The sequence below is a fragment of the Flavobacterium succinicans LMG 10402 genome (genome assembly GCF_000611675.1).
Taxonomy (GTDB): Bacteria; Bacteroidota; Bacteroidia; order Flavobacteriales; family Flavobacteriaceae; genus Flavobacterium; species Flavobacterium succinicans.
The window spans coordinates 58,679-78,169 of record NZ_JATV01000006.1; the positions used below are offsets into that span (position 1 = coordinate 58,679).

Annotated in this window: 19 protein-coding genes; 15 read left to right on the plus strand and 4 right to left on the minus strand. The window is 34.7% G+C overall.

Features of this window, described 5'->3' with window-relative positions:
• Window positions 1-68: 68 nt before the first annotated feature.
• The 3 genes from AO58_RS0106730 (at window position 69) to AO58_RS0106740 (ending at window position 2,208) form a co-directional block, all read left to right on the plus strand.
• Window positions 69-1,040 carry a D-alanine--D-alanine ligase gene (locus AO58_RS0106730; RefSeq protein WP_024980973.1) on the plus strand — a complete coding sequence of 324 codons (972 nt, stop codon included), beginning with the start codon at window positions 69-71 and terminating at the stop codon, window positions 1,038-1,040.
• Between the two features lie 60 nt (window positions 1,041-1,100).
• Complete coding sequence (gene coaD, locus AO58_RS0106735) at window positions 1,101-1,565, plus strand: pantetheine-phosphate adenylyltransferase (protein WP_024980974.1); 465 nt, start codon at window positions 1,101-1,103, stop codon at window positions 1,563-1,565.
• 76 nt (window positions 1,566-1,641) lie between these two features.
• A complete protein-coding gene (locus AO58_RS0106740; RefSeq protein ID WP_024980975.1) occupies window positions 1,642-2,208 on the plus strand; it encodes a PhnA domain-containing protein in 567 nt (188 codons plus the stop codon).
• A gap of 100 nt (window positions 2,209-2,308) precedes the next feature.
• On the opposite strand, the gene AO58_RS0106745 is transcribed toward AO58_RS0106740, so the two are convergent.
• Window positions 2,309-3,655 carry a DEAD/DEAH box helicase gene (locus tag AO58_RS0106745; RefSeq protein WP_024980976.1) on the minus strand — a complete coding sequence of 449 codons (1,347 nt, stop codon included), beginning with the start codon at window positions 3,653-3,655 and terminating at the stop codon, window positions 2,309-2,311.
• 116 nt (window positions 3,656-3,771) lie between these two features.
• Between AO58_RS0106745 and AO58_RS0106750 the strand changes: the two genes are divergently transcribed.
• Window positions 3,772-5,499: a M14 family metallopeptidase gene (locus AO58_RS0106750; RefSeq protein WP_024980977.1), complete on the plus strand. Its 1,728-nt coding sequence runs from the start codon at window positions 3,772-3,774 to the stop codon at window positions 5,497-5,499.
• Window positions 5,500-5,513: 14 nt separating this feature from the next.
• Here the strand turns inward: AO58_RS0106750 and AO58_RS0106755 are convergent, their stop codons facing one another.
• Complete coding sequence (locus tag AO58_RS0106755; protein ID WP_024980978.1) at window positions 5,514-6,116, minus strand: NUDIX hydrolase; 603 nt, start codon at window positions 6,114-6,116, stop codon at window positions 5,514-5,516.
• 7 nt (window positions 6,117-6,123) lie between these two features.
• Between AO58_RS0106755 and pyrE the strand changes: the two genes are divergently transcribed.
• Complete coding sequence (gene pyrE, locus AO58_RS0106760) at window positions 6,124-6,771, plus strand: orotate phosphoribosyltransferase (RefSeq protein ID WP_024980979.1); 648 nt, start codon at window positions 6,124-6,126, stop codon at window positions 6,769-6,771.
• Window positions 6,772-6,789: 18 nt separating this feature from the next.
• Window positions 6,790-7,182 carry a hypothetical protein gene (locus tag AO58_RS0106765; RefSeq protein WP_024980980.1) on the plus strand — a complete coding sequence of 131 codons (393 nt, stop codon included), beginning with the start codon at window positions 6,790-6,792 and terminating at the stop codon, window positions 7,180-7,182.
• 56 nt (window positions 7,183-7,238) lie between these two features.
• Here AO58_RS0106765 and AO58_RS0106770 read toward each other — a convergent pair whose 3' ends face one another.
• Entirely contained in the window at window positions 7,239-7,967 is a 729-nt protein-coding gene (locus AO58_RS0106770) for a biotin--[acetyl-CoA-carboxylase] ligase (protein WP_024980981.1), read from the minus strand.
• Between the two features lie 97 nt (window positions 7,968-8,064).
• Here AO58_RS0106770 and rsfS point away from each other — a divergent pair, with 97 nt between their 5' ends.
• The 7 genes from rsfS (at window position 8,065) to AO58_RS0106805 (ending at window position 13,678) form a co-directional block, all read left to right on the plus strand.
• Complete coding sequence (rsfS, locus tag AO58_RS0106775) at window positions 8,065-8,436, plus strand: ribosome silencing factor (protein WP_024980982.1); 372 nt, start codon at window positions 8,065-8,067, stop codon at window positions 8,434-8,436.
• 16 nt (window positions 8,437-8,452) lie between these two features.
• Window positions 8,453-10,378 (plus strand): ATP-dependent zinc metalloprotease FtsH, encoded by a 1,926-nt coding sequence (gene ftsH, locus AO58_RS0106780; RefSeq protein ID WP_024980983.1) that lies wholly within the window; start codon window positions 8,453-8,455, stop codon window positions 10,376-10,378.
• Window positions 10,379-10,494: 116 nt separating this feature from the next.
• Window positions 10,495-11,091 carry a lactate utilization protein B/C gene (locus AO58_RS0106785; RefSeq protein WP_024980984.1) on the plus strand — a complete coding sequence of 199 codons (597 nt, stop codon included), beginning with the start codon at window positions 10,495-10,497 and terminating at the stop codon, window positions 11,089-11,091.
• Between the two features lie 2 nt (window positions 11,092-11,093).
• Complete coding sequence (locus AO58_RS0106790; RefSeq protein WP_024980985.1) at window positions 11,094-11,984, plus strand: phosphatidate cytidylyltransferase; 891 nt, start codon at window positions 11,094-11,096, stop codon at window positions 11,982-11,984.
• Window positions 11,974-12,627 (plus strand): phosphatidylserine decarboxylase family protein, encoded by a 654-nt coding sequence (locus AO58_RS0106795; protein ID WP_024980986.1) that lies wholly within the window; start codon window positions 11,974-11,976, stop codon window positions 12,625-12,627. The genes AO58_RS0106790 and AO58_RS0106795 overlap by 11 nt, the downstream gene beginning before the upstream one ends.
• Window positions 12,627-12,902 (plus strand): acyl-CoA-binding protein, encoded by a 276-nt coding sequence (locus tag AO58_RS0106800; RefSeq protein WP_024980987.1) that lies wholly within the window; start codon window positions 12,627-12,629, stop codon window positions 12,900-12,902. The genes AO58_RS0106795 and AO58_RS0106800 overlap by 1 nt, the downstream gene beginning before the upstream one ends.
• Window positions 12,899-13,678, plus strand: a complete 780-nt coding sequence (locus AO58_RS0106805) for a superoxide dismutase (RefSeq protein WP_024980988.1) — start codon at window positions 12,899-12,901, stop codon at window positions 13,676-13,678. Before AO58_RS0106800 ends, AO58_RS0106805 begins: the two co-directional genes overlap by 4 nt.
• A gap of 733 nt (window positions 13,679-14,411) precedes the next feature.
• On the opposite strand, the gene AO58_RS0106810 is transcribed toward AO58_RS0106805, so the two are convergent.
• Entirely contained in the window at window positions 14,412-16,298 is a 1,887-nt protein-coding gene (locus AO58_RS0106810) for an alpha-amylase family glycosyl hydrolase (protein WP_370696018.1), read from the minus strand.
• Window positions 16,299-16,564: 266 nt separating this feature from the next.
• Here AO58_RS0106810 and AO58_RS0106815 point away from each other — a divergent pair, with 266 nt between their 5' ends.
• Window positions 16,565-18,208 (plus strand): OstA-like protein, encoded by a 1,644-nt coding sequence (locus AO58_RS0106815; RefSeq protein WP_024980990.1) that lies wholly within the window; start codon window positions 16,565-16,567, stop codon window positions 18,206-18,208.
• Between the two features lie 85 nt (window positions 18,209-18,293).
• A complete protein-coding gene (locus AO58_RS0106820; RefSeq protein ID WP_024980991.1) occupies window positions 18,294-19,478 on the plus strand; it encodes an aspartate aminotransferase family protein in 1,185 nt (394 codons plus the stop codon).
• The last annotated feature ends 13 nt before the right edge of the window (window positions 19,479-19,491 follow it).

The following is a 19,491-nucleotide window of genomic DNA, read 5'->3' on the forward strand; positions in this document are numbered from 1 at the left end:
TGATAATTTTGTTTTGAATACGTTTAATCTCTTGATCGATTAAACGGTTAACCGATTAATTTTTTAAAATGAAAAACATTGCCATCATCATGGGAGGTTATTCAAGCGAATACAAAATCTCTCTCATCAGCGGAAACGTAGTCTATCAAACCCTTGATAAAACCAAATATTCAGCATACAGAATCCACATCTTCAAAGAAAAATGGGTATATGTAGATGCCAATGATGCCGAATTCCCTATCGATCGCAACGACTTTTCTGTGACTGTAAACGGTACTAAAATTAGTTTTGATGTCGTCTTCAATGCCATTCACGGAACACCCGGAGAAGACGGCCTTATGCAAGCTTATTTTGAACTTTTAGGAATACCACAAACAGCTTGCGATTATTACCAAGCGGCCTTGACTTTCAACAAAAGAGACTTATTATCAGTTTTGAAACCCTATGGCATCAAAACAGCTACTTCTTATTACCTGAACAAAGGCGATGTGATTCATACCGACGAAATCGTAAAAAAAGTAGGACTGCCTTGCTTCGTAAAACCCAACAAAGCCGGTTCTAGTTTTGGAATTTCAAAAGTAAAAACGGAAGCCGAATTACCTATTGCTATCGAAGTTGCTTATAAAGAAGATAACGAAATTATTATTGAAAGTTTCTTAGACGGCACCGAAGTATCCGTTGGTGTCATTAATTATAAAGGAAATATTACCGTGTTACCAATTACTGAAATTGTTTCTGAAAATGATTTCTTTGACTATGAAGCCAAATATGAGGGCAAATCACAAGAAATTACGCCTGCTCGTATTTCTGATGAAATGACACAAAAAGTAGGCGATATTGCCAAACGCGCCTATGAAGTTTTGAAAATGAAAGGATTCTCCCGAAGCGAATTCATAATTGTGGATGGCGAACCTCATATGCTAGAAATGAATACGATCCCAGGTTTAACTACTGAAAGTTTGATTCCACAACAAGCCAGAGCGGCAGGAATTTCTCTTGAAGATTTGTTTACTAATGCTATTGAGTTAGCGCTTAATTAAGTTTCTGAGTGGCTAAGATGCTGAGCCACTAAGCACTTCGCAACACCCAACCTTAAAAAAATGAAAAAAGCCATATTCCCAGGATCCTTTGATCCCATCACTTTAGGGCACGAAGACATCATTAAAAGAGCCTTACCTCTTTTTGATGAGATCGTCATCGCTATTGGAGTGAACGCTGAAAAAAAATACATGTTTTCATTAGATGATAGAAAACGATTTATCGAGGAAACTTTCCAAAACGAACCGAAGGTTAGCGTTATTACCTATGAAGGCCTAACTATTGATTTGTGCCAAAAAATAAATGCCGATTTTATTTTAAGAGGTCTAAGAAATCCAGCCGATTTTGAATTTGAAAAAGCCATTGCGCATACCAACAGAAAACTATCAAAAATTGAAACTGTCTTTTTATTAACCGCAGCTAGAACTTCCTATATAAGCTCAAGTATTGTAAGAGATGTGATTCGAAACCATGGTGATTACAAATTGTTGGTTCCAGAATCCGTACGAGTGAAATTGCATAAATAAATGCTAACATAGCAACAGGTAGTTGTAAAACCAACCATTTAACGGTATTTTTGCCAACGATTTAAGACATAAAAAAATGAGTATAGAGAGAGAATTAAACAAACGTAGTGGTGGTAAATGTGAACTTTCAGGAGTTACAGAAGATTTAAAAGTGTACCAAATTTTACCCACCAGAAAAGGAGGCATAGACGAACATGTTTTGATTAATCAAACACTGATCGACCAAATAGAAAATCCTGAATCCATGGATATTAATCTTTGGAGATGTTTAAACGATAGTATGTGGAGCGAACATCTTCCAGTACAGGTGCTATCTTGGAGAATGTTGAGTCGTTTAGGCAACCAAGAACTGGCCGATCAAATGTACTTTGAAGAAGAGGATTTGGCTTGGGCAAAAGCTACAGGCGAAGGAGAAGAAGACGAAAACAAAATCGTTCACCGAGACAGCAATGGTGTCATTCTTGAACACGGCGACTCTGTAGTACTCATCAAAGATTTAAAAGTAAAAGGCTCTAGCATGGTAGCTAAACAAGGAACTGCCGTTAGAAACATTCGCCTAGATCATGAAAATGCCGAATACATCGAAGGAAAAGTAGATGGACAACAAATCGTGATCATCACGCAGTATGTGAAGAAAATATAACTTGCAGTTAGCAAAAAAAACGAAAACGCTTTGTGTTTCAAAGTGTTTTCGTTTTTTTTATCTGAAATTTGAAGACTAAAATCTACAATCTGAAGTCTCTCTACTCCTCTTCTTTCTTTATGACTTTTCTGGCGACTTCAATTTTAAACTTCTTTCCTTTCATTTTTTCATCACGAATATTAGAAAGCAAATCTTTCACTTTATTGTATTTTACAGCTGCAAACGAAATGAAATCTTTGACTTCAATTAATCCCAAATCACCTTTTTCTAATTTTCCTTTTTGAGAAAAGAAACCTACAATATCAATTTTATTCAATTTATTTTTCTTCCCACCACTAATATAAATGGTTTGAAATTGCGGTGGTTTTGGCAAAGCAGTAGTACTATTCACTGTCAAAACCGACATTCCATAATCAACATACTCTAACTTCTTTTCGCTTTCATGTATCACGAGATAAGCTGTTCCTGAGGCTTGCATACGCGCTGTTCTACCGTTTCGATGGGTAAATTCTTCTTCCTTTAAAGGTAAATGATAATGAATAACGTGTTTCATTTCTGGAATATCCAATCCACGGGCAGCTAAATCAGTCGTGATAAGATAACTCATACTCCCATTTCTGAACTGAATCAAAGCACGTTCCCGTTCTTCTTGATCCATTCCTCCATGATAATAGGTAGCATAAATACCTTTTTCATTCAAAGTATCACTAATGCGCTCGGCAGCATCACGATGATTACAAAAAACAATAGCTGCTTCAGATTTTAATGAACAAATCAACTGAAACAAAGTATTCAATTTATCTTTTTCTTTCGAAACCACCAATTGCATAGAAAGGTTATTTTCCTCTTGATGTTCTGGTATAAAATCCAACACCAAAGGATTCACAACCCTTGTATATTTAGGAATTTCGATACCCGAGGTTGCCGAAACCAAAACACGTTTGTTCAATTTAGACAATTTACCAATCACAAACGACATTTGTTCATGAAATCCGAGTTGTAAAGACTTGTCAAACTCATCCAAAACTAAGGTCTGAATTTTGTCCACACGAAACGTACCACGATCGATATGATCGGCGATTCTCCCAGGAGTTCCTATCAAAACAGCGGGTGGATTGCTCAAATTTTTGATTTCAGTATCGATGGAATGACCACCGTAACATACATTTACTTTGTAGCCCGTATTCATTTTTTTCCAAACTTGCTCAATTTGCAATCCCAACTCACGTGAGGGAACCAAAATTAAACACTGAACCGATAGAATTTCAGGTTGCAGCAATTCGAAAATTGGGAGTAAAAAAGCCAATGTTTTGCCAGAACCCGTAGGTGAAAGCAATAAAACATTATTCTCGTTAAGAATCGCATCATGCGACACTTCTTGCATTTCATTCAGGCTTGAAATTCCAAAATTAGCAAGAATCGGATGGAAATTTGATGGTGTATTCATAGTGCAAAAGTAGTTAAAATAGTTGGTAGCGCCTATTTTGAGTGTTTCACAACATCGTTTCTATCAAATAATACGAGAAATAAGTATATTTGATTTTTCCCAAACACTATAAAATTATGAATAAACTTCCTTTCATTTTCCTGCTATTTTCGACATTCTCCATAGCACAAAAAAGCAACAAATACGATACTTTTTTCGAAAAAGGAAATGGAAATCAATCGGCTACTTACGAAGAAACCATTCGTTATTATCAACTTTTAGCAAATGACTTCGAAACCATCCAACTAAAGGAAATGGGACTAACCGATAGCGGAAAACCCTTGCATATTGTTGTTTATAATCCCGAAAAAGAGTTCGACTTTACCAAACTAAACACCACCAAAGCCGTTGTGCTTCTCAACAACGGCATTCATGCTGGCGAACCCGACGGCATTGATGCCAGCATGCAATTGTATCGCGACTTGGCCTTGGAAAAAATAAAAGCCCCCAAGAACACTGTTTTAGTTTGTATTCCAGTGTACAATATTGGTGGTGCTTTAAACCGAAATTCGAGCTCAAGAGCCAATCAAAACGGCCCAGAGGAATATGGGTTTCGAGGCAATGCTCGTAATTTTGATTTGAATCGTGATTTTATAAAATCTGACACCAAAAACACCAAGAGTTTTATTGAAATTTTCCATCTCACCCAACCCGATGTTTTTATCGACAATCACGTAAGTAATGGTTCCGATTATCAATATAAACTGACCTATATCATGACCCAACACAACAAATTAGGAACTGTTTTGGGTAATTTTTTAAATGAAGAAATGATGCCTTCTATCGTGAATGATCTTCAAAAAAAGAAAATAGAAAGTACACCTTATGTTAATACTTTTTCTGACACTCCTGATAAAGGTTTTGGTCAATTCTTTGAAAGCCCACGTTATACCACAGGCTACACTTCCTTATTCAATACCATCGGTTTTGTTGTGGAAACGCATATGCTAAAAAAATATTCGGATAGAGTAAAAGTGACCTACGAATACATGCGTTCCACTATAGATTATACCGATAATAATTATCAGAAAATTAAAACTTTGCGCCAACAGAATGAAGGACAATATTTACCCAATAAAAATTACACTATAAAATGGGAAATAGATACCACTAAAAAAACAACTATCCCCTTTTTAGGCTTTGAAGCTAATTATAAAAAAAGCGATGCCACCACAGGAAATCGTTTGTTTTATGACCGTACAAAACCGTACAAAAAAGAAGTCCCTTTTATCAAAGACTACAAAGCTGTAAAAGAAATTGAAATCCCTAAATATTACATTATTCCGCAAGGTTTCTGGTCCGTAATCGATTTACTAAAACACAATGGAATCAAAATGAAAGCAATAGAAAACGATACGCTAATAACTGTTGAACGCTATCGTATTGCAGATTTTAAAACCACGCCCAATGCCTACGAAGGTCATTATCTCCATCGTAATACAACCGTCAAGGCTTCGACAGAAAAAGTACCGTTCAGAAAAGGCGATTATTTAATTTCGACCCAACAAAAAGGAGTAAAATACTTATTAGAAACACTTGAGCCAGAAGGCGTAGATTCTTTTTTTAATTGGAACTTTTTTGATACTATCCTACAACAAAAAGAAGGGTATTCAGACTATGTTTTTGAAGATACTGCTGCTCAATTATTGAAAGACAACCCTAGTTTAAAGACCGAATTTGAAGCCTTAAAAACAAAAGACGCTGCTTTCAATAAAAATCCTGAAGCACAATTGGACTGGATTTATAAACATTCTGTTTATTACGAAAAAGCACACCTCAATTACCCGGTTTGCCGCGTTTTATAACAAAAATAAAGCTCCTATTTTAGGAGCTTTTCTTCTTCAAATAACAATTTTATATTTTCATAGGAATTTTTTAATGCCTCCTTGATTTCCTCAGGATTCAACCAAGCTACTTTCTCTATACCTTCTTCAAGCTGCCCTTTTGGGATTCCATCAAACTTAGACTGCATTTCAAACCAATGGGTCACTTTGAGTTTGTATTTGCCATTTCGTTTAAAAACATGATAGGTTTTTTGGAGTTTATCAGTAACCCTTAATTGATTAACCCCTGTTTCTTCCTCTACTTCACGCATTGCAGTGACTTCGATCTCCTCGCCTTTCTCGATGCCGCCTTTGGGTAAATCCCATTTTCCGTTTCTAAAAATAAATAAAACCTCACCTTTTGTATTGTATACCAAACCGCCACCTGCTTTACAAACAGGAATTTTAGCTTTTAAGGTTTTCATTATCTCTTTTTCATCAGGATGGTACAAGTAGGCCTTTTGAATTTTATTTTGAAACATTTTTATAATAACCCTTTCGAAATCAATACTTTCCAAAAGAAACAACTCAAAATCGGTTTCTTTAGAAATTTGATTTGTCAAAAAAAGTGGTTTGTCGTTCACAAAAACTTTATACATTTGTATTATGATTTTTAATAAAGATACTGCCGAAAAAACAGCCGAATTGCTTTTGCAAATAAATGCAATTAAATTGAATCCCGGAAATCCTTTTACGTGGGCTTCTGGCTGGAAATCCCCTATTTATTGTGATAATCGTCTAATTCTTTCATTTCCAGTGATAAGAAATTATGTTAGAGACGAATTTTCCAAGCACATAGAAAAACAATTTGGAAAACCAGATGTTATTGCTGGTGTAGCCACTGGAGCTATTGGTATTGGTATGCTAGTAGCTGAAAGCATGGGATTACCCTTTGTTTATGTTCGACCCGAACCCAAAAAGCATGGCCGACAAAACCAAATTGAAGGTTTTTTACAAAAAGGACAAAATGTAGTCATTGTAGAAGATTTAATTAGTACTGGAGGTAGTAGCCTACAAGCTTTTGAAGCTTTAAAAGAAGCAGGAGCTGTGGTCAAAGGTATGGCAGCCATATTTACTTATGGATTTGATGTTTCGGAACAAAACTTCAAAAAAGCCAATTTAGACTTGTACACCTTGAGCAATTACCAAAATCTTCTCAATTTGGCGGTGGCCAAACAATACATAACCGAAAAAGAAGAAAGTACACTAAGAGAATGGAATGCTTCTCCGTCAACCTGGGGAACAGAACAATAATATTTTAACAAAAACCAAATGAATTTAGAAAGCCCTAAAGTTACAGTGTCAAAATCAGACCAAGAACTATTTGATTTATTGACAGATGTAAAGAATTTTGAAAAATTAATGCCAGATAACATTGCTAAATTTGAAGTAATTGGCGAAGATGCTTTCATTTTTGGATTAAAAGGAATGCCTGAAATCAAATTAAAAATGAAAGAAAAAGTGGCACCAAATAAAGTGGTTTTGGGTGCTGCTAGTGATAAATTACCGTTTACACTTACCGCTTCAATTGATAGTGTTTCCGAAACTTCAAGCGATGTAAAATTGGATTTTGTTGGCGAATTTAACCCAATGATGGCCATGATGATTAAAGGACCTATTGGAAAATTTATCGAAACATTAGCTACTAATATGACCAAGCTCTAATCTTGCATGGTAAAGTATAAAAAAGGGTGAAAAATTATTTTTTCGCCCTTTTGTTTTCAATATAACATCTGAATTTCTTTAATATCAAATTCTGCAACAGTATCATCTTCTAACAATACTTGCAATTTACCTATAGACGAAACGCCCTGAATCATACCCATAAAATGCTCCCCGTTTGCAGTAGAGAATGGCATAGGCGTCCCAATTTTAAAAAGCAAATTCTTATAATCAGTCCAAAACTGCACTTCCTTTTCATTCCATTGAGCAATTTTATTTTTTAATTTTTCTATAATCTGCTCTAGAATTACGTCCCTTTCAAAGGCTTGTTCGCAAACAACTGACATCGAAGAAGCCTTTGGTAAACCGGTAAAATTAGTCTGATTTACATTCAATCCTAAACCAATGATCGAATCAATAGTACCGTCACTTTTGATACTGTTTTCGATTAAAATGCCACCAATTTTTTTCTGGTATGACATTATGTCGTTTGGCCACTTAACACTTAATTCAGGAACTTTAAAGCTTTCTAAGGCCTCAATTACCGACAAAGCAAAGGCTATGTTCAAATGGAACAACTGGTTGATGTCCTGACAAAAATCACCAACCAAAACACTCATAATCAAATTTTTACCATATTCTGACTCCCATTTTTGCCCCATTTGCCCCTTTCCTTTCATTTGTCTTTCGGCGGTAACTACAGTAAAATTAGTAGTTTCAGGAAGAACCGAAATACCCTTGAGAAAATCGTTTGTAGAATCTATGGCATCGAGTTTGATTAACTTCATTTACTATTTTTTTAAAAAAACATAATTTAATATTATGTTAAGGTTCAAAAATAATCACAAAAAATGGTAACTTTACAAACTTATATAAAAATAATTCATGGCGAAAAAGACTGTTAATAATGATGTTTTACTAGCAAACATCATCAAAGGGATCGAAGAAGTAAAAGGAAATGATATTACCATTCTTGATTTAAGAGAAATTGATACTGCGGTATGTGATTATTTCATAATTTGCAATGGTACATCAAATACTCAGGTCAATGCCATTGTCAATTCTATACAAAAAACAGTTTCAAAAGAATTGAAAGACAAACCTTGGCATGTTGAAGGTACTGACAATGCAGAATGGGTATTGATGGATTATGTGAATATTGTTGTTCATGTATTTCAAAAACACATTCGTGAGTACTACAATATTGAAAGTCTTTGGGGAGATGCCAAAATAACAACTATCGAAAATAAATACTAAAGAAACTTAACGTCTAATGGCTAAAGAGAATAATCCAAATTCCAATAAATTTAAAATAAGTCCTTGGTTAATTTACGCGGCGATACTTATCATTTTTCTATTAATAAACTTTGCAACTGGAGGTTCTAGTTTACAAGAAGCCTCGCAATTGACATCTTCTAAATTCAATGATTATTTAGAAAAAGGGCAAATAGAAAAAGTAATCGTTTACAACAAATCTGAAGCAGAAGTCTTTTTAAATGCAGCTGCACTTAAAGAAAAAACACATCAAAAAGTTTCTAAAGATGTATTTGAAAGACCTAACAAAGGGCCTCATTATACACTAGAAATTGGAAATGATCAAATTTTCCAAACCAAGTTAGAAAAAGCGGTTAAAGAAGGAAAACTAAAAGACTTTAACTTTTTACAAAAAAACAATTGGTCTGATATTTTAATTAGTCTACTCCCAATCATCATCATTATTGGAGTATGGATATTCATTATGCGAAAAATGTCTGGCGGAGGAGCTGGAGGTGGTGGACAGATTTTCAACATTGGAAAATCTAAAGCCAAATTATTCGACGAAAAAACAGATATCAAAACCACATTTAAAGATGTTGCTGGTTTAGAAGGAGCCAAAGAAGAAATTCAAGAAATTGTTGAATTCCTGAAAAATCCTGAAAAATATACCAATCTAGGTGGTAAAATTCCAAAAGGAGCCTTATTAGTAGGACCTCCAGGAACAGGAAAAACTCTTTTAGCTAAAGCTGTTGCAGGCGAAGCGCAAGTACCTTTCTTCTCCTTATCAGGTTCTGATTTTGTGGAAATGTTTGTAGGTGTAGGAGCTTCACGTGTCCGTGACTTATTCAAACAAGCTAAAGAAAAATCACCTGCAATTATCTTTATTGATGAAATTGACGCAGTTGGTAGAGCCAGAGGAAAAAGCAATATGTCAGGCGGAAACGACGAACGCGAAAATACATTGAACCAACTTTTAACAGAAATGGATGGTTTTGGTACCAATTCCAATGTAATTGTTTTGGCAGCAACTAATAGAGCTGATGTATTAGACAAAGCATTAATGCGTGCAGGACGTTTTGATAGACAAATCTTTGTTGACCTTCCAGATATCCGTGAAAGAGCAGAAATCTTTGCGGTTCACTTAGCTCCAATTAAAAAGGTAGAAGGATTAGATTTAGACTTCTTAGCTAAGCAAACTCCTGGTTTCTCTGGTGCTGATATTGCTAATGTTTGTAACGAAGCTGCGCTGATTGCTGCTCGTAACAACAAAACCGCTGTTGATAGACAAGATTTCTTAGATGCTGTAGACAGAATCATTGGTGGTTTAGAAAAGAAAAACAAAATCATCACTCCAGATGAAAAAAGAGCAATTGCGATACACGAAGCTGGTCATGCAACAGTTAGTTGGATGCTTGAACATGCCGCGCCGCTAATTAAAGTGACAATTGTCCCTCGTGGTCAAAGTTTAGGAGCTGCTTGGTATTTGCCAGAAGAAAGACAAATCGTTAGAACAGACCAAATGTTAGACGAAATGTGTGCCACTATGGGCGGTAGAGCTGCTGAAAAAGTAACCTTTGATAGAATTTCAACTGGTGCTTTAAGCGATTTAGAAAAAGTAACTCGCCAGGCTAGAGCAATGGTAACTATTTATGGATTGAACGATAAGATAGGTAACGTAACTTACTACGATTCTACAGGTCAAAATGAGTACGGATTCTCAAAACCATATTCTGATGATACAGCCAAAATTATTGATGCGGAAATTTCAGAATTAATCGAAGGTCAATACCAAAGAGCGATCAGTATTTTAGAAGAAAACAAAGACAAACTGAACCAATTGGCGGATATACTAATTGAAAAAGAAGTAATTTTTAAAGATGATTTAGAAACTATTTTCGGAAAACGTTCTTTCGATAAAAATTTGGAAGAAACGGTTTCATAACCTCTCAAAACATAAAATATATATTTTTTAAAATCTTAATTCAAAATCAACTTTTGAATTAAGATTTTTTTATCTTTGACCGATTTCCAATAGATTATTAAGAATAGTAACCCAATATGAATCTTTTCAGAAAATTTTTTAGTTCTGGTCAAACAAATTCAGATGAAGAAAAAGAGGAACAAAAACTCTCATTTGAACAGAATATCCCTGTTGATGAACAATTTATCTTTAATTTCAAGAGAAACGGCGGGAAATTTTTATATTGTGACTCCATAACTGAAGTAAAAGAACAATTTGAAAACATATTGGAAGAGAACGATTGGTTTGAAAGTGAAGCCCTTTGCTTTGAACCTAATTTATTTTCAATGTTAAAAGAAAATAATATCTTTTTTGAAAACACGCAAAAACCTAATTTTCTATTGGCCACTTGCGAAAATCTGGTTGCTGATGAAGGATCCATTTCCTTTTCTTCCAGTCAAATCAAACAAAAAAAACCAAATGAGTTACCTACAAATATGGTAATCATTGCAAAAACTAGTCAAATTATTGCTAATAAAAGTGATATTCTCTGTGCTATCAAAAACAAATACAAAAAAGAATACCCCAGCAATATTACCACAATAAAGTATTTCGAAAAAGCACAAGAAGAAGATTTTACACAGTATGGAAGTGCTGCTAAAAATTTATACCTTATACTACTAGAGGATCTATAATAATGAATGAAACGCTTAAAAGATCCCTGTCTGGAGCAGTATATATTACTTTATTACTAGCATCCATCCTCTACTCTACTGAAAGTTTTTTTATACTATTTGGTATATTTCTTGTTATTGCAATTTATGAATTCTGTGCTTTAGTACAACTTAATTCAATTTTTCCAATACTATTCGGTAGTACGCTTTACACAAGCATCACATTAATAAGTAATTATAACAAAGAAACTACAGTATTTCTCAACAGAGTATTTCTCACTCAATGGGATTTATCTGTAAACATACAACAGTTAGATATTGTTTTATTAGCCATAACCCTAGTCGTATCCGTAAAATGTATTCTATTTTTATTTTACGATTCAGTACAAAAAATAAGCTTGTCGGGGAAATATCTTTATTTATTGGGCTATATTATATTGCCTTTTGTATTTATTACAAAAATATCTTTCGGTGTCAATTCCTATAATCCAAAAATAATTATTGGCCTTTTTATATTGATTTGGACCAATGACACTTTCGCTTACATCGTAGGGAAATCAATGGGAAAACATAAGTTATTTGAAAAAATCTCACCTAAAAAAACAATAGAAGGTTTTCTAGGCGGTATAGCTTTTGCAGTTTTTGCTGGCTACCTAATTTCAAAACTTTACATTGAACCCAAACCTGAGTTTAGTCAAAAATCAATTTTAATTTGGACCTCGATTGCAGTAATTGTAGGCGTATTAGGCACCATTGGTGATTTAATAGAATCTAAATTTAAACGAATTGCTGAAGTAAAAGACAGCGGAAGCATCATGCCGGGACACGGAGGCATACTAGATCGACTAGATAGTGTTATATTTGTAGCGCCAATAATATTTTTATTTTACCAAATTTTAAATTATGTTTCATAAAGAAGGAACCCCGAGCATTTTATTAGGAACAACTTTTACTGCGATTGTTTTGCTACTCACTGACTATCTAATTGAAACCAATTGGATAAAAATGACTATACAATTAGCTACATTAGCATTTTTGATCATTATTCTACAGTTTTTCAGAAACCCGAAACGAACCGTAATTCTTAATGAAAAACATATATTATCACCTGTTGATGGAAAAGTAGTAGTTATTGAAGAAGTGTTTGAAAAAGAATACTTTAAAGACAAACGTATTCAAGTGTCTATTTTCATGTCTCCAATAAACGTACACGTGACTCGTTACGGACTGAGCGGTCTAGTAAAATTTAGCAAATACCATCCTGGGAAATTCTTAGTAGCTTGGCATCCTAAAGCAAGTGAAGAAAACGAAAGAACTACAATTGTTGTAGAGAACGATACTTTTGGTGCTGTTTTGTACCGTCAAATAGCAGGTGCTTTAGCCAAAAGAATTGTTAATTATGCCGAAGAAGGTATGCAAGTCATTCAAGGAACCGATGCTGGATTTATAAAATTTGGTTCTAGAGTAGATTTATTTTTACCTTTAGGCACTCCAATTAATGTAGTATTGAATCAAAAAGCCATTGGAGGAAAAACTATTATTGCAAGTAAAGCATAATGACCAACGACACATTGGAATTAGAATTCAAAGAAGCTTTTGAAAAGGCTTCAAACATGACACAGCCTTTACCGCCAGACGTGATGTTGCGACTGTATGCCTATTTCAAACAAGCTACCTTTGGTACGTCGAATTATAATAGAAATGACAATTTTGATTTACGAAATGCGTTTAAAACAAATGCTTGGATACAAATTAGTCATTTAACCCAAGAGCAAGCCAAAAAAAAATATATTGAGACAGTAAACGACATATTAAAAAACAATCCGTCATGAAAAAATATTTTTTTATAACACCTTTATTATCCGTTTTATTTCTTATCAGTTGTCAAAAAAAAGAATTAGTTGAAGTTGTCGAAGTTCCGCTACCAAGTGCCGAAGAAAAAATAACGATAGGAAATCCAGAAGATGTAAAAGCTGACGATGGTTCTTTCCAAATTGAACCTTTGCCTTATAAATACGATGCTTTATCACCTTCTATTTCTGCTTTAGCCTTAGAACTTCATTTTTCTAAACACTACTTAACGTATACCAATAATTTAAACAAAGCCATTAAAGGAACTCCTCTAGAAAATCTAACGATTGAAGAAGTCCTAACCAAATTAGATATCAATAATGCCGATTTGAGAAATAACGCCGGAGGGTATTACAACCACTCTCTTTTATGGAAAATAATGGATCCAAAATCCGAGGGCGCTCCTAAAGATACCCTAGCAGGCGCCATCACTAAAAACTTTGGTTCCTTTGAAAATTTCACCACGCAATTCAAAAACACCGCTTCAAAGCATTTTGGTTCTGGTTGGGTTTGGCTAGTGGTAGATCGTGAAGGGAAATTACAAATTACAAGCACTCAAAATCAAGACAATCCATTAATGCCTAATGCGCCAGTGATTGGATACCACGGAAAACCAATATTAGGTATAGATCTTTGGGAACACGCTTATTATATGGACTACCAATACAAAAGAAAAAAATACATTGACGCCTTTTTTGAAACGATAAATTGGCAAAAAGTAAATGAAAATTATCAAGCTACTTTCAAGAAAAAATAAGCCAGAAGGCATGAATCATCACAACAGATTCATGCCTTTTTTTATAAGGTATTCATCCCAAATTACGCATTAGAAACCTGCTACAACCAACCGCAATCCCAATGTCATTAAGTTAAGGAATAATCAATAATTTGATTACTGATTTTTGAATAACGATTCTTGATTGCTGATGTATAAACCATTGAAAAAACTAGTTTTTCTTATTTATTAGCACAAAATTTAAAATCAAGAATCGTTACTTTTCAATCAAAAACATCTTAAATTATTGACCATTGAACGCAATACTTATTTCCATTGTTGCACTGATACACTACAGTCTTCGATGTCACCTTCAAAACAAAGAACTTCTACTAATTTTTCTATTGAGTTAGTTCCCAGACAACATCCTGATTTAAAAGACCGAAACCACTGAATACCATAACAAAAAAAATTTCAAAACTCAATATTTGGGCGTTACCACAAGGGTTGGGCTTTTACGCTACAATCTTTTTGAGGCAGAAAAAGCCTTAAAAGGATTTTCACTGCAAACGAAGTTCACTGAACTCCAATGAAAATAGTATAAGTGAAGTAATCCCTAACACAAAATACAGCACTAAAAAGAAGTAAGTCTCTGAAACAAACCAGCAAAACCCAATTAAGGAAACTCGAGTAATCATAAACAAGAAAACATCAATGGAGTACAAAAAAAAATGCTCCTTAGTTGGAGCATTTTCAAACCTATTACTAGTGAGATTTATTGCAGTTTCAAAACAAAAGATTCAGAAGGAGCAATCGTGATAGCAGCTGTACCCACTCCATTACTTACTTTTAATTCAGTTTTAAACTTCCCGTACAATTGATCTACTAAAGTGTAACTTCCGTCTTTTACATTCCACTTTTGAAGTAAATCCGCTGGCACTTTCATTTCATACGTACTACTAACCTCAGAAGAGAAATTAGCAATGATAATTAATTTTTCTGTATCAGACCAACGAGTAAAAGTATACAAATCTTTATCATATCCTTGAACAATATTTCGATTAGCTCCTTGAATTTCTTGGAAACTTCCCATTAAAGCACTGCTCTTTAATGAAAAATTCAAAAGACGTTTATAAAAATCACGCAAATCTTTTTCACTTGAAGATAATTGACCTCCATCGAATTTGCCATTGTTAATCCAACGTTGATGGTGTGGCACTCCAATATAATCAAAAATTGACGTTCTAGAATGCGTTCCAAAACCAGCATCTTCTTTTCCTGGTTCACCAACTTCTTGCCCAAAATAAATCATAGTTGGCGCAGAACTCAAAGTAGTAGATACCACCATTAATGGCTTACCGCGCTCTGCCGTTCTAGCAAATTCTGGACTAGACAAACGTTGTTCATCGTGATTGTCTAAGAATTTCAACATGTGATGTTCGATATCAACCATATTGTATTGAATCGAAGAAAGTTCATCAGGCCATGATCTTCCTTGAATGATATCCTTCAATTTATCGTATGTTTCTACTTTATCATATAAGTAGTCCATTTTACCCAAATGAAGATAGTTTCGATATTCTTTAGGGTTGTACACCTCGGCCATTAAAAAAGAAGTAGGCTTGGCCATTTTTATCGCTGAATTCATGTAACTCCAAAACTCATATGGCACCATCTCGGCCATATCATAACGAAAACCATCAACACCTTTTGCAATCCAATACAACGCAATATCTTTGAATTTCACCCATGAGCTTGGAACATTCTTATCTGCCCAAAAGGCAAAATGCTCTTTGTAATCCTTCTTATCAAAACCTTCGGGAAGCGTTGGGAAATCTTTACTTCCATCAGGACGAATACCGTAATTTACTTTGATCGTTTCATACCAATCATTCTTATCTGGCTTAGCCAATCTAGAGCCATTTCCGGTCCATTTCGCAGGAAACTCTTCAAATTTACCATCTGCCAAAGGATGATTTTCTCCATTGAGTGGTTTCGGAGCATCTGGAACTTCAAAACGAGTATTAGGAATGTAATAAAAATTATTATCTCTTTTGTATTCAACACTAACATCGTCATCGGCACCAAAATCTCTAACTCCTTTTGGATTACTCTTACCTTTGTACTTACGGGCAATGTGATTAGGTACAATATCAATAATTACTTGCATACCCGCTTTGTGCGTTCGTGCAATCAGTGCTTCAAATTCTGCCAAACGATTTGCTGGATTAACGGCTAAATCAGGATTAACATTGTAATAATCTTTAACCGCATAAGGTGATCCGGCTCTCCCTTTTACCACATCTGGATCATCATTCGAAATGCCAAAAGCGGTATAATCTTTAATTACAGCATGGTGAGGTACACCTGTATACCAAATATGTGTTACTCCTAAATCTTTAATTTCATGCAATGCTTTATCAGTAAAGTCATTGAATTTACCTACTCCATTTTCTTCTATGGTTCCCCAAGGTTTGTTGGTTGTATTAGTATTCCCAAACAATCTTGTAAAGACCTGATACACCACTTTTTTATGTTGGTGTTCTGTTGGTTTGTTTTCAGCATTCATTTTCAAATCTTTTGATTTACATCCTACCACAAGCAAAGCACTTGCAACTAAAAATAAGGTAATTTTTTTAAACATAATGATGATTTTATGCATTTCTGTCTTTTTTATTAATAATGAAGAAATAACTATTCCATTTTATAAATTTACAAAAAATAGCCCCAAATAATATCTTTTTAACAACTATGCAACAGTTAACCGCACAAAACAATAGCAACTACAACGTGAGAGTTAAAAAAATTGTTAGTAATTTATAGCCTACCCTAGCCTACTATTTTAACACTAACTTTAACAATTACAATTAAAATATATTAAAGCTATACTAATTAGGATTTTCATAAATTTGACAAAAATTTTAACCCTTGAAAAAACTAGTAGATAGTATCCGTTTTTGTTTGATAATAAGCATTACTTCTCAATTATTGGCTCAAGCTCCTAAAAAAATAATAATTGAACATTCTGATTTTTTTACCGTAAATCAAGTCGAAGCGCCTGATGCTGCGTTACTAACTGGAAACGTAAGAATGACTCACGATGGCGTAATCATGACCTGTAATAAAGCCTATTATTTTCAAAAGGAAAATTACATCAAAGCCTTTGGAAATGTACAATTAGTGCAAGGAGACACTTTGTATCTAAATAGCAAATACGCTGAATATAGTGGGAATGTAAAAAAAGCGTTCGCCACAGGAAATGCCGTTATGAGCTCACCTGATGCTACTTTGGCCACGGACACTATTAATTTTGATCGCAACGTACAAGAAGTTTTTTACAACACCAACGGAACAATTATAAACAAAGAAAACACCCTAAAAAGCAAATCGGGACGCTATTATGTATCGGAAAAGAAGTTTCGCTTTTTAACAGCCGTGACTTTAACCAATCCGACTTATACCATAAAATCTAATCATCTCGATTATTACAGTAATTCGGGACACTCGTACTTATTAGGCCCTTCGACCATAACCAGTAAGGCTAATTATATTTATACCGAAAAAGGATTTTATGACACTAAGAAAAATTTAGCGCATTTTTTGAATAAATCCTATATCAAATACGACGACAGACTCATCAGAGGCGACAGTTTATATTATGATAGAAACCGCGAATTTGCTTCGGCAACACGGAACGTAAAAATTACAGATTCAATTAACAGAGGTATTGTAAAAGGACATTATGCCGAGATTTTCAAAAAAAAGGATTCGATGTATGTGACCAAAAGAGCACTTGCTGTGAACTTTGTCGAAAACGATTCGGTTTATATTCATGGCAAAAAGTTGATGGTGACCGGAAAAGAAGGCAATCGTATCATTCGAGCCTTTAACAATGTTCGCTTTTACAAAACAGACATGAGTGGCAAATGTGATTCAATTCATTCCAGCACCAAAGAAGCACTGACCAAACTCATTGGAAATCCGATTTTATGGAATGCTGAAAATCAAATCACAGGCGATTTGATGCATCTCATAGGCAATTCAAAAACTGAAAAACTAGATTCTCTAAAAGTAATAAACAATACGTTCATCGTCTCCAAGGATACTTTAGGCACAGGTTTTAACCAAGTCAAAGGACAAAATTTATTTGGGAAGTTCAAAGATGGAAAGCTGCATGATGTTGATATTGTTAAAAATACCGAAGTCATTTATTATATGCGAAACGATCAACAAGAACTGATTGGAATCAATAAAAACAAGAGCAGTAAAATCAATATTATTTTCGAAAATAATGACGTGGAAACCCTAACCTTTTTTCAAGATGTAGATGGGGATTTGTTTCCCGAAAAAGATCTTCCAGAAAACGCTCGGAAATTTAGGGGATTAGTGTGGCGAGGCGACGAAAGAATTAAATCAAAAGATGATATTTTTCCACCTGAAGAAAATATGGACAATGAAAAAATTGCCAAACAAACCAAAGCTGCTGCCGACAAAGCAAAAACACCTTTGAAGCCCAGAAAAGAAACCGTAAACTACGACAAGAAAAAAGGGACGAACAAGAATAAAAAATAGCATTTGAGAAGTGTATTGCTACTATTTAAAAAAACTAAAAGGAGAACCAGTGCCATACATTCATCATTAATTTAGAGCAAATAAAATGAATCCAGATTTTATAAAATACCAAGCACAAACGTCACCTTATCCTTTAGGAATGGAAGTTTCGCATGCTATTGGTTCCTATATATATGATACCAACAATAAGAAATATTTAGATTTTGTAGCCGGTGTATCAGCCTGTACTCTAGGGCATCAAAATAAACGTGTGAATGATGCGATCAAAAATCAGTTAGACAAATACTCACACGTGATGGTTTACGGCGAATATTCACAAAGCCCTGCCGTGGAATTTTGTAAACTACTAGCCGAGCACATGCCTGAACCACTAAAAAAAACCTATTTAGTCAATTCAGGAACCGAAGCCATCGAAGGTGCCTTAAAATTAGCCCGAAGAACCACAGGCAGAAGTCAGCTTATTTCATGCCACAATGCCTATCATGGTAACACGATGGGGTCCATGAGCGTAATGGGTTTTGAAGAACGAAAACAAATCTTTCGTCCTTTGATTCCAGATGTGGATTTTATCACCTTCAACAACGAAGCCGATTTAGAAAAAATAACCACCAAAACCGCGGGAATCATTCTAGAAACCATTCAAGGTGGCGCAGGTTTTATTCAACCAGAAAATAATTTTCTACAAAAAGTAAGACAACGCTGTACCGAGGTGGGTGCCATGATGATTGTTGATGAAATACAACCCGGATTTGGTAGAACGGGAAAATTATTTGGTTTTCAAAACTATGATGTAGTTCCTGACATTGTTGTGATGGGAAAAGGAATGGGAGGCGGCATGCCAGTAGGTGCTTTTACCGCAGCACCAGAGAGGATGGATTTATTAAGTCATGATCCAAAACTGGGACACATTACCACTTTTGGTGGACATCCTGTCATTGCGGCAGCGAGTTTGGCTACCTTGCAAGAAATTACCGAAACTAATCTAATGCCAGAAGCTTTAGAGAAAGAAAAGCTGTTTCGTAGTCTTTTGGTACATCCTTTGATAAAAGATATTAGAGGCAAAGGATTGATGCTGGCAGCCATGACTGAAAGCGCAGAAATTACCAATAAAGTTATTTTTAAATGCCAAGATAAAGGACTGATACTGTTTTGGTTGCTTTTTGAAGCGTGTGCCATACGTATAACACCACCTTTGAACATCTCTGAAAGCGAAATACGTGAAGGCTGTGCTATTATATTAGAAGCAATGGATGAAGTCCTTTCAGAATAAAAATTATTTTGTT